Raw genomic sequence first — 23988 nt, 5'->3', positions numbered from 1 at the left:
GCATAGCGGCGCGCCCATGCCTAAGTCGCAGTGCCAAACGCCCGACAAAGTGGTTAACTCGCGCTCAGGCATTCCCGACTTTTCGAGCGCACTCATGAGCACCGTAAGCATCTCCGCCGACATCAAGGTTTTGTGGCCGAAGGGACACAGTTCGTATAGCCCGGGCAGTTCGGAGGAGCTGGCGCTGATCAGCATCGATCTGCTGGTCAAGACGATGGGAACCCAAGGCGCACAAACGTTTATCGCTCAAGTGTTCGAGAGGTACCAGCATGACGACAAGAGCATGCAGGACACGGATAGGGATTAAAAACCCGCAGGCTTGCACCTGCGGGTCGTGGCCTTACTTCAAGCGCTTCAGACGCTCAGTCAGCAGATCGAAGAAACCTTGGGCATCGCCATTCTCGACCCAAAATGCGTTTTTCGGCTGTTTCAGACCGTCGTACCAGTCGACCACGGTCTGACCGAACGTGATCCCCTCACGGCTGTCGATGGCCACGTTCACCGAGCGACCAGTGAATAGCTCCGGCTTGAGCAGGTAAGCAATGACGGTAGCGTCATGCACCGGGCCACCCGGGATGCCGTAGTGCTCCATGTCGCCCTTGATGTACTCGTTGAGGATGTCGCCGACAATCTTGCTCGCATTGTTGTTGAGCGCGGCAATCTGCTTCAGGCGGGCGTCGCTGGTGAGGATCTTGTGGGTCACGTCCAGCGGCAGATAGGTCAGTTTTACACCGCTCTTGAGTACCACTTCTGCCGCTTGCGGGTCGGCAAACAAGTTGAATTCGGCCACCGGGGTGATGTTGCCGCCATTGAAGTGCGCACCGCCCATGATCACCACTTCCTTGATACCGTTAACGATCTCCGGCTCCTGGATCAGCGCCAGCGCCAGGTTGGTCTGCGGGCCAAGCATGGCGATGGTGATGCTGTGCGGCTTGGCTTTTTTCAGGGTATCAATCAGGTAGTTGACCGCATTGCCTTCGGCCAGGCCTTTTTTCGGCTCATGCACGGTGACACCCGACAGGCCTTCCTTGCCATGGATGTTCTCGGCGTAGATTGGCGTACGCATCAGCGGCTTCGGCGCGCCGGCGTAAACCGGAACATCCTCGCGCCCTGCCCACTCGCGAGCCAGGCGCGCGTTGCGCGACGTCTTGTCGAGGCGTACGTTGCCGGCCACGGTGGTCAGTGCGCGAATGTTCAGTTCATCCGGCGAAGCCAGGGCGAACAGCAACGCGACCACGTCGTCGGCACCCGGATCGGTGTCGATGATCAGGTCGATCTTTTCAGCAGCCTGAGCGCTGGTGGCGGTAATAAAAGACAAAAGCAGCAGACTCCGAAGCAATTGATGGAGTTTTTGAGCATAGCGGTGCATGGCGCATTCCTTGTGCTGATGAAAATGAAAGGGTCGAAAATCCGATTAGAACGTTACTCCGGCCACCAGCACGATGTTGCAGTACGGCTGACATTCGCCTGTACGAACAATCGCCCGTGCCTGTCGGCTAAGGACCTTGAATTGCTCATGCGTCAGCAGATCGCGCCGACCGAGGGCGCCCTCTTCTTGCAACTCGTCCAGCACAACCAGGGCGGTCGGCTGCTTGTCGAGGATTTCGTTGGCCAGCACATGGCTTTCCACCTGCATCTCGCTGAGCACGACTTTCAGGGTACTGACGAAATCCGGAACGCCGTGGGTCAGCGCCAAATCGATCAATTCAACGCCAGGAGGAACCGGCAGTCCGGCGTCACCGATCACCACCATGTCGCCATGCCCCAGGGAGGCGATCAGCCGCGACAACGCGACGTTGAGCAAAGGAGTCTTTTTCATGCGGGTTTGAACGCCTGTACGTCGGACATGGTGGGAATGGAAGGCTGTGCGCCGGCCCGGGTCACAGATAACGCTGCAGCGACTTGCCCGTAACGGATCGCCTCAGCCTCGGATTTGCCACTGGCGAGCGCTGCGGCAAAACCACCCACAAAGGTATCGCCCGCGGCGGTGGTATCGACCGCCTTCACCTTGGGCGCCGGGAAATGCTCGAAACCTTTGCCATTGGCAAATAGCGAACCTTGCGCACCGAGGGTAATGATGACCTTGCCCGCGCCCATGGCGATCAACTGGCTGGCAGCGCTTTCTGCGGCCTCCAGCGAATCGACTGGCAACCCGCTCAACGCAGCGGCTTCGCTTTCGTTGGGAATCAGGTAATCGATGGCGGTAAACCAGTCTGCCGGCAACGGACGACTGGCCGGCGCCGGGTTTAAAATCACGGTTTTGCCCAGCTCACGCGCTCGCTTGAGCGCATGCCCCACCGTTGCGTCCGGGATCTCCAGCTGGCAGATAATCACGTCGGCCGCTTGCAGCACCGCATCAAAACGGTCAATCACCGCCGGGGTCATTGCACCGTTGGCGCCAGCGACGATCACGATGGCGTTCTGACTGTTGTCATCGACCACAATCAGCGCCACGCCACTGGAGTCGGCAACCGTGCTCACCGCCTGACAATCGATCTGCTCGGCCAGCAATGCGTCGCGCAATTGCACGCCGTAGTCATCGTTGCCAACACAGCCGACCATCGCCACCTGCGCACCCAGGCGCGCAGCAGCGACTGCCTGATTGGCGCCCTTGCCGCCGGAAACGGTGGCAAAGGAATGACCGATCAGCGTTTCACCACCCTTTGGCAGCCGTGGCGCCCGGGTGACCAGATCCATGTTCAGGCTGCCTATTACCACTACATTTGCTGGCATACATCACTACTCGTCAATTCGATTTCAGCGGTACTCGGTGAACACGCCTGACAGCGGTGCAGTCGATTCGCGCAAGACAATACTCGGGGTCACGATTCGTTGATCGGTGACCAGACTCGGGGTAGCAATCCTTCGCAGCAGCACTTCGGCAGCCATCTCGCCCAACTGCAGGATCGACTGACCAACGGTGGTCAGCGCCGGGTACACATAACGGCTCATCTGGATATCGTCGAAGCCGATCACCGACAGCTCGCTTGGCACGCGCACATTGCGCTCGGCCGCCGCACGCAGCACACCGATACCGATCATGTCGTTTCCGGCGAAGATCGCGCTCGGCGGATTGCTTTCAAGCAGGATCGCCGCCGCGTTGTAGCCACCGGTACTGGTGAAATCGCTTTCCAGCATGCGTTCGGGCCGCACGGTGATGCCCGCCTCCTGCAGCGCCCGACAAAAACCGGCCTGACGCATTTGCGCCACGCTGGTGCTCGACGGACCACCGATGGTGGCGATGTCGCGATGGCCCAGCTCCAGCAGGTGCCGCGTCGCCAGATAAGCGCCATATTCATGGTCGATGCGCACCAGATCGGCGTCCACGCCATCCAGTCCACGGTCGACGATGACCATCGGCGTTTTCACCCCGGCCAGCCCTTGCGCGAGCCCGATGTCGCCACCGGCGGAGGCGACGATCAGGCCGTCAATGCGCTTCTCCAGCAGCACCCGCAAATAGCTGCGCTGTTTTTCCGGGTTATCGTCAGAGTTGCAAAGGATCACACAATAGCCGTTACGCTCGCAGTAATCCTCGATACCCCGAGCCAACTCGGCAAAATACGGGTTGAGGCTGTTGGGCACCAATAAGCCAATGGTCGCAGTGGTCTTGGCTTTCAGTGAACGCGCCACGGCACTTGGCACGTAATCGAGGCTTTTGATGGCCGCCTCGACCTTCAACCGCACTTCCTGGCTGACGGGGCGCGTCTTGTTCACCACGTGAGAAACCGTGGTGTAGGAAATCCCCGCGAGCGCCGCCACATCCTTGATCGTTGCCATGACTTAGCCCCGTCGACTGGCGCGTTGACTGCGATAGGTATCGAGAACCACCGCAATGACGATCACCGCACCGGTGATGATGCGCTTGGTCGGCTCGGTCGCACCGATCTGCGCCAGACCGGCGGCCAGCACCGAAATGATCAACACGCCGAAGAAGGTGCTGATCACCGAACCACGCCCCCCCATCAGGCTGGTGCCACCAATGACCACCGCAGCGATCACTTGCAGTTCGAGGCCGGAGCCGGCATTCGGATCCGCCGCTTCCAGACGGGAAATCTGGAACAGCGCGGCGATGCCCGCGAGCAGCCCCATCAGGCTGAACACCAGAATCTTGTACGGTTTTGGATTGATCCCGGCCAGACGCACCGCTTCTTCGTTGGTGCCGATGCCGATCAGGTAGCGACCGAACACGGTGCGGGTCAACACCGCTTGCGCAATGAAGATCACCAGCAAGGCAATGATGAACGACGGCGAGATACCGAAGGCGATCGGGTTCGACAGCCAGGCAAACGAATCACCGATGTAGGCGGTGCGCGAACCGGTCATCTGATACGCCAGGCCACGGGCCATTTCCAGCACACCGAGCGAAACGATGAATGACGGAATACGCCACGCCACAGTGATCGAACCGGTCACCGTACCCGCCAGTGCAGCTACCGCCATTCCAAGCAGAGCGGACGGCAACACGCTCCAGCCCCAGCCGAGAATCGCTACGCTGACTGTGGAGGCGGCAAGCGCCAGCACCGAACCGACCGACAGGTCGATGCCGCCGATGATCAGTACGAAGGTCATGCCCACCGCCAGCACCATCAGATCGGGGATCTGGTTGGCCAGCGTGCTGAAGGTGTCATAGGACAGAAAGTGGCTGCTCATGACCGAGAACAACGCCACCATCGCCAACAAGGCACCCGCCAGGCCCAGATAGGTGCCAAGACCGTAGAAATTGCCACCACGTTTGCCGGCAGAAGATGCAGTTTTCATGGGAGTTCCCTAGGCGCCGCTTCATTGAGCTGCGCATCACGTTTTTGGTAGCCGGCGAACGCGGCAGCAAGCAAATCATCCTGGGTCCAGCTGTCGCGCTCGAAGGTGTCGATCAAACGCCCTGCCGACAGAACGCCGATACGGTCGCAGATCAGCATCAGCTCGCGCAGGTCACTGGATACCACCACCAGCGCCTTGCCCTGACGTGTCAACTCGCCCAGCAAGGCATAGATATCGAACTTGGCACCCACATCAATGCCGCGAGTCGGCTCGTCGAACAACAGCACTGAGCAATCACGCTCCAGCCAGCGACCGATCACGACCTTCTGCTGATTGCCGCCAGACAGCTCGGAAACCAATTGGGTCGGGCTCGAACTGCGGATGCGCATGGCGTTGATCTGACGCTGCGCCAAGGAAATTTCGTTGCTGTTATTGACGACCCCGACCCGGGAAATTTCCGGCATGTTGCCCAAAGCAATGTTGGCGCTGATCGACTGACTGAGCAGCAGGCCTTCACCCTTGCGGTCTTCGGTGATCAGGGCGATGCCGTGTTTCACTGCATCAACCGGCGAACGCACACTGACCTCCTGCGCCGGCGAACCCAGCGCGATCGTGCCGCTGTCGGCCAGGTCGGCACCGAAGATCAGCCTTAGCAATTCAGTGCGCCCGGCGCCGATCAGCCCGGAAATCCCGAAAATCTCGCCAGCACGCACTTCAAAGGAAACATCGCGCACCTTGTCGGAGCGGGTCAGGCCCTTGACCGTCAGGGCTGGCGCGCCAATCTTGCGCGGGCCCATGTCAATGTGTTCGCCCAGCTCACGGCCGACCATCAAGGTCACCAACTGCTCACTGTTATAGTTGGCCATCGGCTCGACACAGACCAGATTGCCGTCGCGCAGCACAGCAATGCGTTGCGCGACGCGCGCCAGCTCTTCCAGGCGGTGGGAGATATAGATGATCGCAACGCCACGCGCCTGCAAACGGGTGATCTGCTCAAAGAGCATTTCAACTTCACGGGCAGTGAGCATGGCCGTCGGCTCATCAAGAATCAGCACATGACAATCGCCGATCAGGTTGCGCGCGATCTCGACCATCTGCTGATGCCCGATACCCAACTCGCCGACCAGAGTGTCCGGATCAATCGCATCGAGACCGACCTGCGCCATGGCTTCGATGGCGGCTTTGCGCAATTGCTTGCGACTGATCCAGCCGCCGTTGCTGGGCAGGTTGTCGAGAAACAGGTTTTCCGCCACCGACAGGGTCGGCAGCAGATTGAGTTCTTGCATGACCATGCGCACGCCCAGCTCTTCAGCTTGGGTACGGCTGCCGGGGCGGTAGTCTTTGCCCTGGAACTGCATCTGGCCTGTGGTCGGCGTAACCAGACCACCAATGATCTTCGACAGCGTGCTTTTACCGGCACCATTCTCACCGGTCAGCGCCAGCACTTCACCGCGCATCAGCGTCAAGTCGATGCCCGTGAGCACCGGTTGCGCATAGGTCTTACCGATACCGCTGACCGAGAGGACAGCGTTCGGGGCGGAAACTGACATAAAAACTCTCCATGCGCTCGTCCGGACGGACGAGCGCCGTTGTGTCGCCGGAAGACTTACTGGGTGACCAGCTCGACTGGCGTTTCGATCACGCCATTGGCGCCGCTGTCGACTTTTTCGCCCTTGAGGATTTTCAGCGCGGTCTCAATACCGAACACAGCCTGCTTGGCAGCGAACTGATCGGCCGTCGCCAGCACGCGACCGTCCTTGAGCATCGGCTTGATCGCGTTGATATTGTCGTAACCGACCACTTGTACCTTGCCCGCCTTGCCGGCAGCGCGCACAGCGGAAACAGCGCCGACGGCCATGCTGTCGTTACCCGCCAAGAGCGCTTTCACATCCGGGTATTCGCTGAGAATCGAAGCAGCAACCTTGTTGCCCTTGTCGATTTCCCAGTCGCCCGATTGCAACGAGACCACCTTGATCTGCGCCGCATCCATCGCATCCTTGAAGCCGGCGGTGCGCTGCTGGGCGTTGGTGGTGGTGGACACACCTTCGATGATGCCGACTTCGTCACCGGCCTTCAGTTGCTTGGCCAGGTACTCACCGACCAGACGCGCACCCTTGCGGTTGTCCGGCCCTACGAATGGCACACTGATATTTTTGCTTTTGACGATTTGCGGATCAAGCTGGTTGTCGATGTTGATCACGGTGATGCCGGCATCGACGGCTTTCTTGATGACCGGCACCATGGCCTTGGAATCGGACGGTGCGATGACCAGCGCGTTGACCTTGGCCAGAATCATCTGCTCGACGATGCGGGTCTGGCCGGCGGTATCGGTCTCGTCCTTGATGCCGTTGGAGATCAGGTCGAAATCAGCGGAGTGTTCTTTCTGGTACGCCTTGGCGCCATCTTCCATGGTCAGGAAGAATTCGTTGGCCAGGGATTTCATGACCAATGCGACTTTGGGTTTTTCCGGGGACTCGGCGAAGGCCGAAGAGACAGGTAGTGCGGCGGCTGCAGCAGCCAGCATAGCGACAGCAAGAAGACGTCCAGCGAATGGCAGCTTCATGGGTTCACTCCGATCTTATGATTATTGTGAGCAACGCTCGCGCTGGCGTAAGCTTCAGCGCTCTCTTCCGGCCAATAGTGTACCGGGGAAGCCGCGCAAACGTTTGCGTAGACCGAACTATGCGAATCCCGCTGACATTTGTCAACAATCAGAAATCATCGTTTTATTGCAGGGCGAATCGTCCGATTCGCCCTTCCCTGCTTAAGCCGTGGTGCTGACCAGGTTGCCGCTGGTTGAATCCTTGGACATTTCCTTGACCAGTGCCGCTGCGACTTCCATCAGCGCGCCGCTGGTTTGCGCGATTTGGCCCTGAACGGACATGACCGCCTGTGACTTGGCCTCGGGCGTCGGATAACTTGCCGCCTGCGCCGCCGCCAATTGCTGTTGCTGTTCTTGCAGTTGCTTCTGCAATTCCTGCATCCGCTTGAGCAGCATTTTGACGGTGATGCTCAGGCTATCGCCGCTGTCAGCATTACTCGCCTGGCTGGCTTCTTGCGCAGGCCCACCGGTTCTGACCTGGTTGCTTTGCTCTTTTTCAACGCCCAGCGCCTCTTCGGATGCGTCTGCTTCCGCCTGGTTCATTGCATTGATTGTCGCTGCGGTTTTACCGCCGATGGTGACTGCGCCGGGATGTGAAAAACCGATCGTCAGTGACATGTGAACTCCCTAAATAATCGTTTCCTTTAACACCCATCGGCCTGCTGACGGGTTTCTTTAGCAGAAAAGCCGAAACCGGCAAGCCGTTTCGTTCGCCAAGAGCTGTAGTCCTTTTCGGTGAACCGAACATGAAAGATCCCAATATTCGGAAACCCGGACAGGTGATCGGCCCAACCATTGGCCATTCCACAAAAACCTGATGCAAATCATGAAGTTAAACATTTCTCTGAAGCAAAGTAGCGCTGGTACGGATCCTGCTCCCTAGCCTGCACCCCGAGCATTCAGATCGGCTCAGGGCGCATCTAGATGAACCTGCATCAGCACCGTCTCACTACTAGAGAGAAAAATAATGAAATCTGCTTTCAACACCTTGGTACCGGGCGCTTTGGCCCTCCTCCTGCTCCTGCCAACCGCCCTTCAGGCAAAAGAAGTCGAAACCCAGACCAAACTCGCCAACGTCGTGGTACTTGCCACTGGCGGCACCATTGCCGGTGCCGGCGCCAGCGCAGCCAACAGCGCCACTTACCAGGCGGCCAAGGTTGGCATTGAACAACTGATTGCCGGCATCCCCGAGTTGAGCAAACTGGCAAACGTGCGTGGCGAACAAGTCATGCAGATCGCCTCGGAAAGCATCACCAACGACAACCTGCTGCAACTGGGTCGCCGCGTATCGGAACTGGCCGACAGCAAAGACGTCGATGGCATCGTCATCACCCACGGCACCGACACCCTGGAAGAAACCGCCTACTTCCTCAACCTGGTAGAGAAGACCGACAAGCCGATCATCGTCGTCGGCTCGATGCGTCCGGGCACCGCCATGTCGGCGGACGGCATGCTCAACCTGTACAACGCCGTCGCCGTCGCCAGCAGCAAAGAAGCGCACGGCAAAGGCGTGCTGGTGACCATGAATGACGAGATCCAGTCTGGTCGCGACGTGAGCAAAATGATCAACATCAAGACCGAGGCGTTCAAAAGCCCTTGGGGTCCGCTGGGCATGGTGGTCGAAGGCAAATCCTATTGGTTCCGCTTGCCAGCCAAGCGCCACACCATGGATTCGGAATTCGACATCAAGAACATCAAGAGCCTGCCTGACGTAGAAATCGCCTATTCCTACGGCAACGTTGATGACACCGCCTACAAAGCACTGGCCCAGGCCGGCGCCAAAGCCATCATCCATGCCGGTACCGGTAATGGTTCTGTTTCTTCGCGCGTAGTGCCGAGCCTGCAAGCCTTGCGTAAAGACGGCGTGCAGATCATCCGCTCGTCCCACGTGAACGCCGGTGGTTTCGTTCTGCGTAACGCCGAACAACCTGACGACAAATACGATTGGGTCGTCGCTCACGACCTGAACCCGCAAAAAGCTCGGATCCTGGCCATGGTCGCCCTGACCAAAACCAACGACAGCAAAGAGCTGCAACGGATGTTCTGGGAATATTGATTGGCCCACGCCTGAGCCTTTCCGGATCGGGCAACCTGCTCACCACTCGCCCGCGCGGCGGGTGGTGCTGCCACCTACGCTGCGCGCGACCTTTTCGCACAAAATAATCGACCCGGCTTACACCAAAATCGTAAAAGCGCTGTCAGAGGATTTTCTTGAATTTTAAGCAGTTGCGAAAATGCTTACAGTTAAATACTGTATGCACGTACAGCCTAATAAGGATAACCTCGTGGCCACCTCCCCTGATGCTCCTGACGCTTACGAACGCATGGGTATGCGCGTTCAAAAAATCATCAATTCCCCTACCGCACAAAAAGCCAAAGCCGCCTTGATCTTCCGCCTGCCGGACGAGCCTGTGGATGCATGGGAGCAACTGCTCGAGGAAATCGACGAGAACGACAACGTCACACTCGCCTATCGCGACGATGGCGGCGTGCAGATTTTTTGGGTTGTGCCGAAGGAAGATTGATTCAATGAGTGTCCGCTGTTTTGCATTACTGTTGCTGTTCATCGCTTTTGGCGCCCAGGCTGGCGCTCCCCGCACCTTTACCGAGGCCAAGAAAGCCGCCTGGAAGCTGTACGCACCGCAGTCCACCGAGTTTTACTGCGGATGCAAATACACTGGCAACAAGGTGGACTTGAAGGCTTGCGGTTATGTACCACGCAAAAATGCCAAGCGCGCTTCGCGCATCGAATGGGAGCACATTGTCCCTGCGTGGGAATTCGGTCACCAGCGTCAATGCTGGCAGTCGGGCGGGCGCAAGAACTGCACACGCTACGACCCGAGTTATCAGAAAGCCGAAGCCGACCTGCACAACCTGGTACCGAGCATTGGCGAGGTCAACGGTGATCGCAGCAATTTCAGTTATGGCTGGCTGCCGGTGCAATCCGGTCAATATGGCTCGTGCCTGACTCAAGTAGACTTCAAGGCCAAGAAGGTCATGCCTCGCCCGTCGATTCGCGGCATGATCGCGCGCACCTATTTCTACATGAGCAAGCAGTACGGCTTGCGCCTGTCGAAACAGGATCGGCAGCTTTACGAAGCCTGGGACAAGACGTACCCGGTGCAAGACTGGGAACGCCAGCGTAATCAGAGCGTGGCGTGCGTCATGGGACACGGCAATGAATTCGTCGGCCCGGTGAACCTGAAAGCCTGCGGCTGACCCTCCAGCTCAAAGGAAAAGGCCTCGAACGTGATGTTCGAGGCCTTTTTTGTACCTAACTGCCAGCCTTGTTGTAGCGCCAGTAGCCCATCAGATTGAGTGACTCACGGGGGATACCGCATTCCTTGATCAGGTATTTGCGCAGACGCATGACCGCAGCACTTTCGCCGGCAATCCAGCCATAAAAACCTTCGGGGGCCGTGTTGGCGATCTCCCAGAGAATGTCTTTGTCGATATCGACTTCGGCGAGTTCGGCTGCTTGCCCGACCGATGAATCCTCTGCAGGCAAGAACGCCTGCTGCACCGCCTCGACCATCAGCGCGCCAGCCACTGCTTCTGGCCCCTGATCGCGAACCAGCCACTGCACCGCCAGCCCGGGCCAGTCTGGCACCGAGAGCATGTCTGCCAAACTATCGACTTCAAAGTACGCGTGAGTCTGGGGCGGCTCAGCCATGGCGGACAATTCTTCAAGAATACCCATCGCCGCCGGCAATGCCGTGGCATCGGCCACCAGCAAAACCTGTTTGAGTAGCTGTGGCGGTTTCCATTCGAACCCTCCGGCGTCCTGCGCGGAAAAACCGCTGCCGGGAGCAAGAATCTGCATCGACGCTCCCGGCTGCGCACGCAGCGCCCAGCGCGACGCGGGACCGGTCTCGCCATGCAGGACAAAATCGATGTCGACCTCGCCCAGATCAGCGCGTAAATGACGAATGGTGTACGTGCGCATTGCCGGTCGACGGCTCGCCAGCATTGAACGAAAACGCGCGTACCAGCCCTCCTCCTGCGCAAGGCTCGCAGGTGATCCATCTTCAGCAGGGAAGAACAGTTTGACGCGCTGGTCCGGCGCCCAAGTGGCCATGCCACCTATTGAAGGGTCGGCGAGCGTGATCCGCATCATGTGCGGACTCACCAGCGTCTTGCGGCGCAAAACCGCATTGAAAAGCTTATAGGGAGCGGCGGAGGCCATGCGGAGCTCCTTCGAGAAATCGTGATTGACTCGTATAAGACGAGTCGACTGCGATGTCCTTTAGGCCGCTCCGCTGAAAGTGCGGCTTACGGTGCGAGCGGATGCTCGACGATCACCGATTCGACGTTCTGCTTCTTGGCCTTCACCAATGCTGCATCCACCTCGACCTTGCGCGCTTGCGCGTCGGCCTGGGAGTTGAACGGACCAATCAGGATCCGCGTCTTGCCGCTACTGTCTTTGATCACGGTCGGCACGAACGCATGCTCGATCAACCAGCCACTCAGGTCGCTGACAGCCTGAGGTGTTTCGCCGCGCACTTCGAGGTCCCACTGCGCAGAAGATGCCGCCACAGGCGCGGCTGCGACTGTCGTTTTCGGCTTCTGCACGTCTACACTCTTGCCTTCACCACACCCTGCCAATGCCAGTGCCGCGAACATCCAGACCAATTTGCGCACAACGCTTTCCTCGAAAATCACAAAGCGGCGATCTTAACATTCATAAATACTTCGCGAGGCCCGCAAAATGGGCACAAAACAACGAGATTGATGATTGCAGCCTCTGTATAGTTACGCCCTGGGAATTAATGCCGCATCTGCGCGTCAGAAAGAGGCACCCAAACCGTGAGACTTCGCACTAATCTATACGTACCACCGACCTCTGCACTGTCTGAATCAGGTGCCCTACAAAGCAATCAAGGAGAAGACCATGCTGATACTCACCCGCAAAGTCGGTGAAAGCATAAATATTGGTGATGACATTACGATCACCATCCTCGGCGTAAGCGGTCAGCAAGTCCGTATCGGCATCAATGCTCCGAAAAACGTTGCCGTACACCGTGAAGAAATCTATCAGCGCATTCAGGCCGGCCTGACCGCCCCGGACAAGCCACAAACGCCCTGAACCGCATTGCAGTCAGTAGCCAGTTCGTTTGCTTTGCATAATGACTGGCTAGAGATACACGCGCCGTATTGCCATCCGCTCCCCAGCCCACTCGGCACGGCGCCTGACACATCCCATCGCTCTACTTCATTTGCTCCCTTCCTCTCCTGCAGCGCGATACTACCCGCGACTGCCCAGCCTGGCTGTCAGACATTTCCGAGAGCGCACAGGGAATTGCTCCTTGTTAGCCGAACGTCACGCCGCGCGCCATGCCGGTGGCTGCAATCACCATCAATACCAACAGCAGCGCCTCGACGTGACTGATCCGTGCATACAGCTTTGCACGCGTGGTATCGAACGCCTTGCCTCGCGCCAATGCGATCCGCCATTTGACCAGCGTGATCATCGGCGCCAGCTCAATCAACAGAAGCAGCACGAACAACGTCATCTTCAAATGAAACAGCGGCTGGTGCAGATAGTAGTCAGCACCCTTTTCAAAGCCGCCAAAGGCGCGCATGCCACCAGTCACCAGCAGCACCAGCGCAGCAATCCCCCACAGATTATCGGCAAGCAAAACCCGCTTTGCTTCACCGACGCCAGCCGCCAGACGACTGAACGCCGTGCCACGGGTCAACACGGCCCAGAAGCCCAGTGCAAAAGCCAAGAGATGAATAGCGGCGAGAAACCAATGAACCAGCATCGACGAACTCCTTGAGAAAGCCGTGGAAAACGCCAGTCAGTAGTAGTCGAAAAAAACCGGTTTCGCCCGCACACAGCAGTGGGACTGGAAAGCTTCGCGCAGGAAGCAAGGAGACAGAGAAAGGGATTGGCCAAATCGCAGGCAAAAAAAATCCCAAGCAGCTGATGGAAGCTTGGGATTTAAAAATGCATAAACCGTGGTGGTGAACGCGGGGCAGATGTTACTGAAGTTCACGATCAGCAACAACATTTTTTTGATCACCGGACGGTTAAAAATACCGGTAACCCCTTCAATATCCACACTTTTTAGACGGATCCAAAAAAGCACAGAACGCCATATCAGCAGGTCGTGTTATTTCGAAACACGCTAAGCGGTCAGGGTAACGAAAGATCGGAAGGATTGAGGCGAGCGCCTGGAGCAAGGCTTTGACAAATCGCAGACAACAAAAAAGGGCCCACCTTTCGGTGAGCCCTTCTAGACCGCCCAGCAGAGCGGATTTTGTTTGGTAGGCGCGATTGGACTCGAACCAACGACCCCCACCATGTCAAGGTGGTGCTCTAACCAACTGAGCTACGTGCCTGCTGTGAGGCGGCATTCTACGGAATTCCGGAGGGGTGTCAACACCTTTTTTTCACCTAACCCTATGAATATGCAAAATATTTAATTTCGGACCGTTAGATAAGATTTTTCCGGTGGCTGGCGGAGGTTTTTCAACTCGGGTAGGATCGGCGCACTCGTAAAATATATTAAACAGAGGCTGCAGGATGGCGAACACCCCTTACCCAGAGTCTTATTACGCTGCGTCGGCCAATGCCGTACCGCCACGTCCGACCTTGCAGGATGATGTGGAGACGGATGTCTGTGTGATCGGCGCCGGGTACACCGGGCTGTCCTCGGCGTTGTTTCTGCTGGAGAACGGTTTTCGCGTGACAGTACTGGAAGCGGCGAAGGTCGGTTTCGGTGCGTCGGGGCGCAATGGCGGGCAGATCGTCAACAGCTATAGCCGCGACATCGACGTCATCGAGCGCACAGTCGGCCCCAAGCAGGCGCAACTGCTCGGGCAGATGGCCTTCGAAGGCGGTCGGATCATTCGTGAGCGCGTGGCCAAGTACAACATCCAGTGTGACCTGAAGGACGGCGGCGTGTTCGCCGCCCTCTCCACCAAGCAGATGGGTCACCTGGAATCGCAGAAGCGCCTGTGGGAGCGCTTCGGCCACACGCAACTGGAACTGCTCGACCAGCGCCGCATTCGCGAAGTGGTCGCCTGCGATCAGTACGTCGGCGGCATGCTCGACATGAGCGGTGGTCACATCCACCCGCTGAACCTGGCGCTCGGTGAAGCCGCTGCGGTGGAGTCCCTCGGCGGCACGATCTATGAGCAATCGCCGGCCGTGCGCATCGAGCGCGGTGCCAACCCGGTGGTGCACACGCCACAAGGCAAGGTCAGGGCCAAGTTCATCATCGTCGCCGGCAACGCCTACCTCGGTAATCTGGTGCCGGAATTGGCGGCCAAATCGATGCCGTGCGGCACTCAGGTGATCACTACCGAACCGCTGGGCGATGAGCTGGCGAAATCCCTCCTGCCACAGGATTACTGCGTCGAGGACTGCAACTACCTGCTCGACTACTACCGCCTGACCGGCGACAAGCGCCTGATCTTCGGTGGTGGCGTGGTGTACGGTGCCCGGGACCCGGCGAACATCGAAGCGATCATCCGCCCGAAAATGCTCAAGGCCTTTCCACAACTGAAAGACGTGAAGATTGATTACGCGTGGACGGGCAATTTCCTGCTGACCCTGTCGCGCCTGCCGCAGGTCGGACGCCTTGGCGACAACATTTATTACTCGCAGGGCTGCAGCGGCCACGGCGTGACGTACACACATCTGGCCGGCAAGGTACTGGCTGAAGCGTTGCGCGGTCAGGCTGAGCGTTTTGATGCGTTTGCCGATCTGCCGCACTATCCGTTCCCGGGCGGGCAGTTGCTGCGTACGCCGTTTGCGGCATTGGGTGCGTGGTATTACGGGTTGCGTGACAAGCTGGGGTTCTGATCAGTTTTCTTGACTGGCAAACAACTGTGGCGAGGGAGCTTGCTCCCGCCGGTTCGCGCAGCGGACTCTCTTTTATCTGAAAAGAAGGCCAGCTGCGCAGTCCAGCGGGAGCAAGCTCCCTCGCCACAAATATTTGCAGAATTCAGATCAGAGCTGGTCCCGGGCGATCCCGCTACGAATCCGCAAGATATCCGCCAGCACCGCCAAAGCGATCTCCGCCGGTGTCTTGCTGCCCAGGTTAAGCCCGATCGGCGCATGAATCCGCGCCAGTTCGATCTCCCCCAGCCCACCAATCCTGCGCAGGCGCTCGAAACGTTTCTGCGAGGTCTGCTGCGAGCCCATGACGCCGATGTAAAACGCCTCGGTGCGCACCGCTTCCATCATTGCCAGGTCGTCGATACGCGGATCATGGGTCAACGCTACCACCGCGGTATCGCGGTGACAGCCGCCATCGGCGATAAACACTGACGGCAATTGCCGACGAATCTCCACGCCATTCAGCACCACGCCTTCGAGCACTTCGTCGCGCGGATCGCAAAGAATCACTTCAAAACCAAGACCGACCGCGAACTCGGCACAGGCTTGCGCCACGCTGGAATAGCCCGCCAGCAGCAAGCGCTGCACGGCACCGATGCGAATCCGCACCCGGTCGATCTCGCGCTCGATGCGCGCGCCCTGCTCGCGATCCGCGAACAGACTGCGCGCACCACTGGCCAGATCGACCTCGCGAATCAGACGACGCTGGCCGAGCAACGCCGATTCAAGCTCACGCAGATGCGCCTGCACCTCACAGTCGGCGTCAAATTTCTCTACCAGTACGTCGAGAATGCCGCCACAGGGCAGGCTGACCCGCGAGCGCGGATCATCACCTTCGCCGTAACGCACCACGTTGACCGCATCGAGAAACGCACCTTCAGCGACGCGCGCGAGAAAGTCTTCCTCTACGCAGCCACCGGAAAGCGACCCGATCCACTGGCCGCTATCGTTCACCGCCAGCAGCGAACCCGGCGCACGCGGCGCCGAGCCGTAAGTGGTCAGCACCGTGCACAGCCAAATGCGCTGCCCCGCCACCGACCACTCCAGTGCACGTCGCACAACCTGTAGATCGAGATGCTGCATGTCAGTGCGCCTTGTGCTCGACGGCCGGAGCGTCAGCCTGCAGCTTCTGCACGTCGCTGACCGCCAGTTCAGCCGATTGACCGCCCCAGCCTTGACGCAGGTAGTTCAGCAGATCGGTCAGTTGCTCAGGCTTGAGCTTGTCGGCGAAACCCGGCATCGGCTGCATGTGTTCGAACCCGGCGAATTTCTGCTCGCCGATGCCGTCCTCGATCACCCGCACCAGGTTGCGCGGATCTTCCAGACGCAGCGTGGTGTTGCCGCGCATGGCCACGGCGATGTGCGGCTTGCCTTCGCCACCGGCAGCATGGCAACCGGCGCAGACGTTCAAGTATTCCTGACGGCCGCGCTGGGCGCTCGGGCTGAGCTTGTCCAGCGACACTTCAGTCAGCTCTTTCGCCGCGGGCGGCTTGTCGCCAAGCAGGAACGTCGCCATCGCCGCCAGATCCTGATCGTTCAGGCCCTGGGTGCTGTTGTGAAACACCGGGAACATCTCGTTGAACATCGTGCCCTGGGCGCTCATGCCGTGCTTGAGGAACGTGCTCAAGTCCTGCTGGTTCCAGCCACGCGCCGCCAGATCGGTGGCGAGCAGGCTCGGTGCCAGATAACCGTTGAGGATGCCGCCGGTCAGGCGCTTGTCCAATTGCATCGCGCCCGGCAGACCGCGTGGCGTGTGGCATTCGCCGCAGTGACCGAGCACTTCGACCATGTACTGGCCCCGTTTCCAGGCTTCGCTTTTGCCTTCGGCAGATTCCAGCTTCAAGACCTTGCCGTACATCATGTTCCAGCCGATCAGGCCCAGACGCACGTTGAACGGAAAGCTCAGGCTGGTGACCGGCGCGGCGCGCTCGATTGGCTCGATGGTTTTCAGGTACGCATGAATCGCGTCCGAGTCTTCCCGCGGCACCAAGTGATACGAGGTGTAGGGCATCGCCGGATACAGATTGGCGCCGTCGCGACGCTTGCCTTCGGTCAGCGCAGCGAAGAATTCGTCATCGCTGTACAAGCCGATGCCGTGCTCTTTGCTCGGGGTGATGTTGGTACCGTAGATCGTGCCGAATGGCGAGACGATCGGCAGCCCGCCGGCAAACGGCGCGCCGCCCGGTGCGGTGTGGCACGCCATGCAGTCGGCGGCGCGAGCGAGGTATTCGCCACGCTTGACCTGATCGTCGGCGTGGGCAAATAACACCGGCGCAGCCAGCCCGACCGCCAGGGTCAGGCGGGTCAATAGATGCTTCATGCTCAACCCTCCTTGACCAGGCCGAGATCGGTCAGCACGTTGCGCGTGGCGTTGTAGTAACGCACGTATCCGGTGCAACGGCAGACGTGATGGCCGAGGCTGTCCTCGATGACTTTTTCCAGCTGGCTTTTGACGATCGGCTGACGCTGCAGCTTCTCCACCAGCACCGTCGCGGCGTTGACGAAACCCGGCGCGCAGTAGCTGCACTGGAAGGCGAATTCGTCGACGAACCGCTGCTGGATCGGGTTCAGCTCAGTGACCTGACCGCTCTCATCACGCTTGGCGTGACCTTCGATGGTGCGGACTTTTTTGCCCTCGAAGTAATGCGCGCCGGTGACGCAGGTGCGCACTTCTTCGCTGGTGCCGTCCGGGTTGTCGACGATCACCACACAGGCGTGGCAGATGCCCTGGCCGCAGCCCAGGCGCGAACCAGTGAGATTCTTGTATTCGTGCAGATAGTCGATCATCGGCAGGTCATCAGGGATGTCCACCGGACCGACGGATTGACCATTGAGGGTCAGTTGAAGCGGACGGTTAGCCATTGAGGGCCTCCTTGATGCGCGCAGCAGTGATTGGCAGATCGCGAACACGTTTACCGATGGCGTGCGCCACGGCGTTACCGATGGCACCGACCACCGGGATCATCACCACTTCGGCGATGCCTTTGGACGGATCGCTTGGCGACAGCGGCGGCAGAATCTCCGCGGTCTGCTTCCACACCGCGACGTGACGGGCCATCGGCAGGCGATAACGGTTGAAGTTCCAGTCACCCTCCCCCGGTCCGCCTTCGTACAGCGGCATTTCTTCCATCAGGGCGTGACCGATGCCCATCGCGATCCCGCCTTCAAGCTGGCCCTTGACCAGTTCTTCGACCAGCACCCGACCGCACTCAACCCACGAATGGTGGTTGAGCACTTCGACTTCCGCCGAGCCTTTATTGACCTTCAACTCGACCAGTGTCGCGACCGGGCTGTAGTAAGTCACCGCGGCGTTATTCAACTGGACCACCGGGTAGTTGATGTTCTGGCGATCCAGCAGGTGGAAACCTGCGGTACTCATCAACGCTTTCTTCGCCTTCGGCGCGCCATCACCGTACTTCACTGCGAGACCGTCGAGCGGCAGACGCTCGCGCACGCCGTCGATGCTGTATTCGGCCTCGGCCCAGCTCCAGCGGTTGAACGCGTGAACGGTGGCGCCGGTGACCAGACCACGTTCGTGAGCGCGTTTGGCCAGCTCTTCGAAGCTCAATGGCTGCATGCCATTGGCAGTGAGCTTGCCATCGACCCAATGCGCATCTTCACGACGCACCACGTAAGGGTTGGCTTGACCGCCGTAAGGGCCCTGACGCCAGATTTCCATGGCCGCCGGCCACAAACCGTTGTTGAACAGCACGCGCGCCGCTTCACGGGTGGCGTGACTGAAGTAGTAAGCCGAGTTGGTCGCCGACGATGCCGAGGCCAGCTTGCCAACCCAGCGCGGGTTGCGCAGCAGATTGTCCTGTTCGGCTTGGCTCATGATGTAAGGGTTGCCGCTGGTGATCAGCTGCATTTCCTGCCATTCGGTTTCGCCGGTCTTCACGTCGTGCGCCGGGCTGCCGAGGAAATCAGCAACGACCAGCGCCTGCGAAGTGGACATGCCGGTGCCGATTTCGATACCGATGTGGCGCAGGGTGATGCGACCTTCAGCGGTGAATTCGATGCTGGCCATCGGCGCTTCCGAACCGGTGCCGAAGTCTTTCTGGCAAATGGCAAAACCCACGCCGTACCAGTTGTCCGGGTCGGCGGCTTCGCGCTGTTTCTTGATCGCGTCGCGGTTTTTCCAGACTTCGTGCACCGAGGCCTTGTCGAGAATTTCGTGCAGGCGCAAAGCACCCGCCGGGATCGCGCCCTGGGTGTTTTTCATCCCCGAACGCAAGGCGTTCTTGCGACGCAGATCAATCGCGTCAACGCCGAGACGATTGGCGATTTCGTCGACCATCATTTCGGTCGAGGCCATGCTTTGCAGGGTGCCGTAACCGCGCATCGAACCTGCTTCAACACCACGCGAGTGATAAGCGGTGACCTGCAGATCGTTCTGCGGCATGTAATAGATCGACTGCGCTGCCGTGGCACCGACTGCCGCTACCGACGGGCTGTAGTTGATACGGCCACCACCGTCGACGCTCATCTCGGCACGGAAAATCTTGAAGCTGTAGTCGTTCTTGTCCACCGCCAGTTGATAGCGGATGTCGAACGGGTGGCGCTTGATGCCGCTCTGGAACTGCTCGTAGCGGTCATTCGCCAGACGGATCGGCACACCGGCACCGTACAGCGCCGCGAGGGCCGCGTAGTAGACGAAGATGTTGTGGTCTTTGGAACCGTAACCCACGGTGTAACCCGGGTGCATGTTCAGGTTGGCCAGGCCAAAGCGCGACGGCGCGATCATTTTCGCGGTCTCGGTCGCCGCTTCCAGGGGGCACTGAGTGGCGACCACGAAATGCAGGGTCTTGGTTTTCGGGTCGTACCAGCCGTTGCCGTTGTCCGGCTCCATTGCGGCCGGTTCGATCGACGGGGTCTTGTAGCGCTCGTCGAACACCAGCCAGTTGTCTGGCGGGGTATCGATCTGTTTTTTCATGCGATCGGCGTAGAACAGACCGCGCTCAGTCAGGTTGCCGTGCAGGTTCGGCTGGGAATTCCACACCGGCCGACGGTTTTTCAGCATCGGGAACAGGATCGAGTCTTTCAGGCTGGCGAATTCGTCTTCGTCGGCCGAGGTCGGACCGCCCACGCGCACGTAGCGGAAGCTGCCATAAGGGTCGCCTTCGTAGTACGGCACTTGTGCACCGTAACGAATCGCCTTGTCATTGAATTTGAGTTTGTTCTTGGCCTGGCGGAAACGCTCGAAATCGTTCCAGATCAGGATTGCTACCGGGTGACCGATGAACATCGGCACTTTGCCTTCCGGCAGCAAGGGGTCCGGCGCGTGCTCTTCCGGGAAGACGATGCCGTCCTTGTCCAGATCGGCGGCGGTGACGATGCGGTCAGGTTGCAAGTCGGCACCGAGCCACGACAGGTCGTAGCCAGCGTAGATACGGTCGGCCTTGATGGTTTTCAGCAGCATGGCGTGGCCCTGTTGCTCAGGCCAGCCCGGCATGTCCTTGGAGCGAATGTCGCGGGCAAATACTTTGCTGCCGCAAACTTTGGACAGCGCATCATTACGTTGACGCGCCTTGCCGTTGTTGCCGAGCCACTTCTCGGACGGCACGGTGACGCTGGTTTCCATCAAGGCAGCCAGCGCCTGGCTGCTGAGCGGCGTGAGCGTGACGCTCACACCCGCCACCAGCCCGCCCTGGAGGAACGAGCGCCGGGATATATCACGGTTGGACATGGATCATCCTCTGGGCGGTTATGTGTCCGCCCTTCTGGTTATCTACTGGGAATCTCGAGTCTTGCAGAAGCCCTTCTTGGCGAAACAAAGGGCGTGTTGACAGTGCAAAGCTGACCGAAAGGTTAACTTTAAAGGTTTCCGCGCTCGCAGCAAACAACCAGTTACAAAAATTTGACTAAAGAATCAAAAAATCAATGCGACGTGGCACCGCAGCAGATCGCAGGGCATATCGACACCCCTTGTGGGAGCGAGCCTGCTCGCGAAAGCGTTCTTCCAGCCAATGCTGATTTTTAACGTGCCGACGCCTTCGCGAGCAGGCTCGCTCCCACAGGGATTTGCGCTGGATTGAGGAGGGAGGAAGAGAGGAAAGCCAAATTTCAGACACAAAAAACCCCGGTCTTTCGACCAGGGTCTTTGCTATCGATTCCGAAACAACCAGCTGTTGCTTTCGGTGTTTCAAGGCGTTCAGTGGTCCTTGAAACAGATATGGCGCAGCGGACGGGACTCGAACCCGCGACCCCCGGCGTGACAGGCCGGTATTCTAACCGACTGAACTACCGCTGCGTATCGCTTTGAGCTTGCGCTCAATTAACTCGTTTTGACTGAAAGCTTCGGTGCTTTTCAATCGCGAACCAGACAATGTCTGACTCGTAAAATATGGCGCAGCGGACGGGACTCGAACCCGCGACCCCCGGCGTGACAGGCCGGTATTCTAACCGACTGAACTACCGCTGCGCGTCGGTGGAGGCACTTTCAGCCTACCTCTTGCTTTCGCAAGTTTCTCGGGAGTGGTGGGTGATGACGGGATCGAACCGCCGACATTCTGCTTGTAAGGCAGACGCTCTCCCAGCTGAGCTAATCACCCGTTTGCATCTCCGAGGCCGCGAAATTTACGCAGGTAGCGAACCTAAGTCAATAGCAGGATTGAAGTTTTTCTGAAAAAGACGAAATTGTTTCCATCCTGCAAGACTGCATTCGCGAGCAAGCCCGCACCCACAGAGAAATGCATTCCTCATGTGGGAGCGGGCTTGCCCGCGAAGACGTCAGTTCATTCAACGCAAATTCAGTAGAAAAAGGAGATCTACTCGCTGTAGATCATCTTTTTCGTCATGCCACCATCCACGACGAATTCCTGCCCGGTCACAAACCCGGCATTGCGCGACAACAGCCACGCAACCATCGCCGCCACATCCTCGACCGTCCCTACCCTGCCCGCCGGATGCTGCGCATGATCGGCATCGGCCAGCGGCTCAGCTCGACGCGCAGAAGGATCCCGCGCATCGATCCAGCCGGGACTGACCGCGTTGACCCGAATCTCCGGCCCAAGACTGATCGCCAACGCATGGGTCAGCGCCAACAACCCGCCCTTGCTCGCCGCATACGCCTCGGAATCTGCCTCCGACTGCCGCGCACGGGTCGAGGCCAGATTGACGATCGAGCCGTTGTGCGCGCGCAGATACGGCGCGCAGTGCTTGGCCAGCAGCATCGGCCCGCTGAGATTCACTGCCAGCACCCGATTCCAGTACGCCAGATCCAGACTTTCCAGGGTGATATTGTGCGGATCAGCCACCGCCGCGTTGCACACTAACGCATCGAGACGACCGAATTGCCCAAGCACTTCAGCAACACCCAATGCCACCTGACTTTCATCCGCCACGTCCATGGCGATGAACCAGGCATTCTCGCCCAGCACCTTCGCCACTTTCGAACCGCGTGCCCGATCAAGATCGGTCAGCACCACTTGCCAGCCTTCGCTGATCAGCCAGGCCGCGATGCCAAGACCGATGCCACGCGCGGCGCCGGTGACCAGCGCCACGCGGCCATGGGTACCCGCCGTCGGCGTCGACAACTCGATCACAACGCCGCCAGACCGCGCGACAGGTCGGCCTGCAGGTCGGCCACGTCTTCCAGACCGACCGCAATGCGGATCAGGCTGTCACGAATCCCCGCCGCCTCACGCTCCTGCGGCGCCAGACGGCCGTGGGAGGTCGTGCTCGGATGGGTGATGGTGGTTTTGCTGTCACCAAGGTTGGCAGTGATCGAGATCAAGCGGGTGGCGTCGACAAAGCGCCATGCGCCCTCTTTGCCGCCCTTGACCTCGAAACTGACTACCGCACCGAAGCCCTTCTGCTGACGCTGGGCCAGCTCGTGCTGCGGATGGCTCTTGAGCCCGGCGTAATGGACTTTCTCGATACCGTCCTGCTGCTCCAGCCACTCGGCGAGTTGCTGAGCGTTGGCGCAGTGCGCCTTCATCCGCAGGTTCAGGGTTTCCAGGCCCTTGAGGAAGATCCACGCATTGAACGGACTGAGGGTCGGCCCGGCGGTGCGCAGGAAGCCGACGACTTCTTTCATCTGTTCGCTGCGACCGGCCACCACCCCGCCCATGCAACGGCCTTGGCCGTCGATGAACTTGGTCGCCGAGTGCACGACGATGTCCGCACCGAGTTTCAGCGGTTGCTGCAAGGCAGGCGTGCAGAAGCAATTGTCGACCACCAGCATCGCGCCTTTGGCGTGAGCGATTTCCGCCAGCGCGCTGATATCCACCAGCTCGGCCAACGGATTGGACGGCGACTCGACGAACAACAGCTTGGTGTTCGGCTTGATTGCCGCTTCCCAACCCGACAGATCGGCCAGCGGCACGTAATCAACTTCCACGCCGAAACGCTTGAAGTACTTTTCGAACAGGCTGATGGTCGAACCGAACACGCTGCGCGACACCAGCACGTGATCGCCGGCACTGCACAGGCTCATCACCACCGCCATGATCGCGGCCATGCCCGTGGCAGTGGCGACCGCTTGCTCAGCGCCTTCCAGCGCAGCGATACGCTCTTCGAACGCGCGCACGGTCGGGTTGGTGTAACGCGAGTAAACGTTGCCCGGCACTTCCCCGGCAAAGCGCGCGGCCGCGTCGGCGGCGGTACGGAACACGTAGCTGGAAGTGAAGAACATCGGATCACCGTGTTCGCCTTCCGGCGTACGGTGCTGACCGGCACGTACGGCCAGGGTATCGAACGCTACGCCTTCGAGGTCGCTGTCCAGCCGACCGGCATCCCATTCCTGACTCATGCTGTCACTCCTTGCCCTGTTCTTGAA

General features: G+C 59.2%; 24 protein-coding genes and 4 tRNA genes. 6 read left to right on the top strand and 22 right to left on the bottom strand.

The annotated features are described in order from the left end of the window. Positions 1–94: 94 nt before the first annotated feature. Positions 95–307 (top strand): hypothetical protein, encoded by a 213-nt coding sequence (locus OC71_RS06830; RefSeq protein WP_041066331.1) that lies wholly within the window; start codon positions 95–97, stop codon positions 305–307. Between the two features lie 33 nt (positions 308–340). Here OC71_RS06830 and OC71_RS06825 read toward each other — a convergent pair whose 3' ends face one another. The 8 genes from OC71_RS06825 to OC71_RS06790 all read right to left on the bottom strand — a co-directional run bounded on the left by OC71_RS06825 (position 341) and on the right by OC71_RS06790 (position 7978). Beyond that, entirely contained in the window at positions 341–1369 is a 1029-nt protein-coding gene (locus OC71_RS06825; protein WP_041066127.1) for a nucleoside hydrolase, read from the bottom strand. A 45-nt stretch (positions 1370–1414) separates the two neighbouring features. Next, on the bottom strand, positions 1415–1819 hold the full coding sequence (rbsD, locus tag OC71_RS06820) for a D-ribose pyranase (RefSeq protein WP_041066125.1): 405 nt from the start codon (positions 1817–1819) through the stop codon (positions 1415–1417). Further along, a complete protein-coding gene (gene rbsK, locus OC71_RS06815; protein WP_041066122.1) occupies positions 1816–2733 on the bottom strand; it encodes a ribokinase in 918 nt (305 codons plus the stop codon). The genes rbsD and rbsK overlap by 4 nt, the downstream gene beginning before the upstream one ends. 24 nt (positions 2734–2757) lie before the next feature. Continuing rightward, the gene (locus tag OC71_RS06810; protein ID WP_041066120.1) at positions 2758–3777 is read right to left on the bottom strand and encodes a LacI family DNA-binding transcriptional regulator; all 1020 of its coding nucleotides are present in this window, start codon (positions 3775–3777) and stop codon (positions 2758–2760) included. Positions 3778–3780: 3 nt separating this feature from the next. Then, positions 3781–4758: an ABC transporter permease gene (locus tag OC71_RS06805; RefSeq protein ID WP_041066117.1), complete on the bottom strand. Its 978-nt coding sequence runs from the start codon at positions 4756–4758 to the stop codon at positions 3781–3783. Then, positions 4755–6308 (bottom strand): sugar ABC transporter ATP-binding protein, encoded by a 1554-nt coding sequence (locus OC71_RS06800; RefSeq protein WP_041066114.1) that lies wholly within the window; start codon positions 6306–6308, stop codon positions 4755–4757. Before OC71_RS06800 ends, OC71_RS06805 begins: the two co-directional genes overlap by 4 nt. A gap of 56 nt (positions 6309–6364) precedes the next feature. Next, a complete protein-coding gene (locus OC71_RS06795) occupies positions 6365–7321 on the bottom strand; it encodes a sugar ABC transporter substrate-binding protein (RefSeq protein WP_041066111.1) in 957 nt (318 codons plus the stop codon). Between the two features lie 201 nt (positions 7322–7522). Then, on the bottom strand, positions 7523–7978 hold the full coding sequence (locus OC71_RS06790; protein ID WP_041066108.1) for a hypothetical protein: 456 nt from the start codon (positions 7976–7978) through the stop codon (positions 7523–7525). Between the two features lie 349 nt (positions 7979–8327). Between OC71_RS06790 and OC71_RS06785 the strand changes: the two genes are divergently transcribed. The 3 genes from OC71_RS06785 (at position 8328) to OC71_RS06775 (ending at position 10579) form a co-directional block, all read left to right on the top strand. Beyond that, complete coding sequence (locus OC71_RS06785; protein ID WP_027611548.1) at positions 8328–9416, top strand: asparaginase; 1089 nt, start codon at positions 8328–8330, stop codon at positions 9414–9416. A gap of 178 nt (positions 9417–9594) precedes the next feature. Further along, positions 9595–9885 (top strand): DUF1654 domain-containing protein, encoded by a 291-nt coding sequence (locus OC71_RS06780; protein ID WP_041066105.1) that lies wholly within the window; start codon positions 9595–9597, stop codon positions 9883–9885. Positions 9886–9889: 4 nt separating this feature from the next. Then, complete coding sequence (locus tag OC71_RS06775; protein WP_041066103.1) at positions 9890–10579, top strand: endonuclease; 690 nt, start codon at positions 9890–9892, stop codon at positions 10577–10579. Between the two features lie 55 nt (positions 10580–10634). Here OC71_RS06775 and OC71_RS06770 read toward each other — a convergent pair whose 3' ends face one another. Beyond that, complete coding sequence (locus OC71_RS06770; protein WP_041066100.1) at positions 10635–11546, bottom strand: siderophore-interacting protein; 912 nt, start codon at positions 11544–11546, stop codon at positions 10635–10637. Positions 11547–11632: 86 nt separating this feature from the next. Then, a complete protein-coding gene (locus tag OC71_RS06765; protein ID WP_041066098.1) occupies positions 11633–12001 on the bottom strand; it encodes a sporulation protein in 369 nt (122 codons plus the stop codon). 250 nt (positions 12002–12251) lie between these two features. On the opposite strand from OC71_RS06765, the gene csrA reads away from it, so the two are divergent. Continuing rightward, positions 12252–12446 carry a carbon storage regulator CsrA gene (gene csrA / locus OC71_RS06760; protein WP_003179932.1) on the top strand — a complete coding sequence of 65 codons (195 nt, stop codon included), beginning with the start codon at positions 12252–12254 and terminating at the stop codon, positions 12444–12446. A 223-nt stretch (positions 12447–12669) separates the two neighbouring features. Here the strand turns inward: csrA and OC71_RS06755 are convergent, their stop codons facing one another. The 3 genes from OC71_RS06755 to OC71_RS06750 form a co-directional block, all read right to left on the bottom strand. After that, entirely contained in the window at positions 12670–13125 is a 456-nt protein-coding gene (locus tag OC71_RS06755; RefSeq protein ID WP_041066092.1) for a DUF2214 family protein, read from the bottom strand. A gap of 36 nt (positions 13126–13161) precedes the next feature. Further along, positions 13162–13425, bottom strand: coding sequence for a hypothetical protein (locus tag OC71_RS27550; protein ID WP_161794898.1), 264 nt, complete (start codon positions 13423–13425; stop codon positions 13162–13164). Between the two features lie 203 nt (positions 13426–13628). Next, positions 13629–13705, bottom strand: a tRNA-Val gene (locus OC71_RS06750). Positions 13706–13889: 184 nt separating this feature from the next. On the opposite strand from OC71_RS06750, the gene OC71_RS06745 reads away from it, so the two are divergent. Beyond that, a complete protein-coding gene (locus OC71_RS06745; RefSeq protein ID WP_041066089.1) occupies positions 13890–15173 on the top strand; it encodes an FAD-binding oxidoreductase in 1284 nt (427 codons plus the stop codon). Between the two features lie 147 nt (positions 15174–15320). Here the strand turns inward: OC71_RS06745 and OC71_RS06740 are convergent, their stop codons facing one another. The 9 genes from OC71_RS06740 to OC71_RS06700 form a co-directional block, all read right to left on the bottom strand. After that, entirely contained in the window at positions 15321–16292 is a 972-nt protein-coding gene (locus OC71_RS06740; protein WP_041066086.1) for an XdhC family protein, read from the bottom strand. Position 16293: 1 nt separating this feature from the next. After that, a complete protein-coding gene (locus tag OC71_RS06735) occupies positions 16294–17529 on the bottom strand; it encodes a cytochrome c (RefSeq protein ID WP_041066083.1) in 1236 nt (411 codons plus the stop codon). A gap of 2 nt (positions 17530–17531) precedes the next feature. Next, entirely contained in the window at positions 17532–18071 is a 540-nt protein-coding gene (locus OC71_RS06730; RefSeq protein WP_041066077.1) for a (2Fe-2S)-binding protein, read from the bottom strand. Continuing rightward, complete coding sequence (locus tag OC71_RS06725; protein WP_041066073.1) at positions 18064–20895, bottom strand: xanthine dehydrogenase family protein molybdopterin-binding subunit; 2832 nt, start codon at positions 20893–20895, stop codon at positions 18064–18066. The genes OC71_RS06730 and OC71_RS06725 overlap by 8 nt, the downstream gene beginning before the upstream one ends. A 487-nt stretch (positions 20896–21382) precedes the next feature. Continuing rightward, a tRNA-Asp gene (locus tag OC71_RS06720) sits at positions 21383–21459 on the bottom strand. 94 nt (positions 21460–21553) lie between these two features. Continuing rightward, positions 21554–21630, bottom strand: a tRNA-Asp gene (locus tag OC71_RS06715). Between the two features lie 54 nt (positions 21631–21684). Then, positions 21685–21760: transfer RNA gene (locus tag OC71_RS06710), tRNA-Val, on the bottom strand. Positions 21761–21976: 216 nt separating this feature from the next. After that, complete coding sequence (locus OC71_RS06705; RefSeq protein WP_041066071.1) at positions 21977–22753, bottom strand: SDR family oxidoreductase; 777 nt, start codon at positions 22751–22753, stop codon at positions 21977–21979. Further along, on the bottom strand, positions 22750–23961 hold the full coding sequence (locus OC71_RS06700; RefSeq protein WP_041066068.1) for an O-succinylhomoserine sulfhydrylase: 1212 nt from the start codon (positions 23959–23961) through the stop codon (positions 22750–22752). Before OC71_RS06700 ends, OC71_RS06705 begins: the two co-directional genes overlap by 4 nt. Positions 23962–23988 lie beyond the last annotated feature (27 nt).

It is taken from the genome of Pseudomonas sp. W15Feb9B, assembly GCF_000828175.1.
GTDB lineage: Bacteria > Pseudomonadota > Gammaproteobacteria > Pseudomonadales > Pseudomonadaceae > Aquipseudomonas > Aquipseudomonas parakoreensis.
The sequence above is the reverse complement of the archived record's forward strand: the minus strand, read 5'-3'. Positions and strand labels throughout refer to the sequence as shown.

Bases quoted from the DNA above. Each gene is read 5' to 3' on its own strand.
- OC71_RS06830 (WP_041066331.1), top strand. From the start codon at position 95: ATGAGCACCGTAAGCATCTCCGCCGACATCAAGGTTTTGTGGCCGAAG.
- OC71_RS06825 (WP_041066127.1), bottom strand. From the start codon at position 1,369: ATGCACCGCTATGCTCAAAAACTCCATCAATTGCTTCGGAGTCTGCTG.
- rbsD (WP_041066125.1), bottom strand. From the start codon at position 1,819: ATGAAAAAGACTCCTTTGCTCAACGTCGCGTTGTCGCGGCTGATCGCC.
- rbsK (WP_041066122.1), bottom strand. From the start codon at position 2,733: ATGCCAGCAAATGTAGTGGTAATAGGCAGCCTGAACATGGATCTGGTC.
- OC71_RS06810 (WP_041066120.1), bottom strand. From the start codon at position 3,777: ATGGCAACGATCAAGGATGTGGCGGCGCTCGCGGGGATTTCCTACACC.
- OC71_RS06805 (WP_041066117.1), bottom strand. From the start codon at position 4,758: ATGAAAACTGCATCTTCTGCCGGCAAACGTGGTGGCAATTTCTACGGT.
- OC71_RS06800 (WP_041066114.1), bottom strand. From the start codon at position 6,308: ATGTCAGTTTCCGCCCCGAACGCTGTCCTCTCGGTCAGCGGTATCGGT.
- OC71_RS06795 (WP_041066111.1), bottom strand. From the start codon at position 7,321: ATGAAGCTGCCATTCGCTGGACGTCTTCTTGCTGTCGCTATGCTGGCT.
- OC71_RS06790 (WP_041066108.1), bottom strand. From the start codon at position 7,978: ATGTCACTGACGATCGGTTTTTCACATCCCGGCGCAGTCACCATCGGC.
- OC71_RS06785 (WP_027611548.1), top strand. From the start codon at position 8,328: ATGAAATCTGCTTTCAACACCTTGGTACCGGGCGCTTTGGCCCTCCTC.
- OC71_RS06780 (WP_041066105.1), top strand. From the start codon at position 9,595: ATGCTTACAGTTAAATACTGTATGCACGTACAGCCTAATAAGGATAAC.
- OC71_RS06775 (WP_041066103.1), top strand. From the start codon at position 9,890: ATGAGTGTCCGCTGTTTTGCATTACTGTTGCTGTTCATCGCTTTTGGC.
- OC71_RS06770 (WP_041066100.1), bottom strand. From the start codon at position 11,546: ATGGCCTCCGCCGCTCCCTATAAGCTTTTCAATGCGGTTTTGCGCCGC.
- csrA (WP_003179932.1), top strand. From the start codon at position 12,252: ATGCTGATACTCACCCGCAAAGTCGGTGAAAGCATAAATATTGGTGAT.
- OC71_RS06755 (WP_041066092.1), bottom strand. From the start codon at position 13,125: ATGCTGGTTCATTGGTTTCTCGCCGCTATTCATCTCTTGGCTTTTGCA.
- OC71_RS06745 (WP_041066089.1), top strand. From the start codon at position 13,890: ATGGCGAACACCCCTTACCCAGAGTCTTATTACGCTGCGTCGGCCAAT.
- OC71_RS06740 (WP_041066086.1), bottom strand. From the start codon at position 16,292: ATGCAGCATCTCGATCTACAGGTTGTGCGACGTGCACTGGAGTGGTCG.
- OC71_RS06735 (WP_041066083.1), bottom strand. From the start codon at position 17,529: ATGAAGCATCTATTGACCCGCCTGACCCTGGCGGTCGGGCTGGCTGCG.
- OC71_RS06730 (WP_041066077.1), bottom strand. From the start codon at position 18,071: ATGGCTAACCGTCCGCTTCAACTGACCCTCAATGGTCAATCCGTCGGT.
- OC71_RS06725 (WP_041066073.1), bottom strand. From the start codon at position 20,895: ATGTCCAACCGTGATATATCCCGGCGCTCGTTCCTCCAGGGCGGGCTG.
- OC71_RS06700 (WP_041066068.1), bottom strand. From the start codon at position 23,961: ATGAGTCAGGAATGGGATGCCGGTCGGCTGGACAGCGACCTCGAAGGC.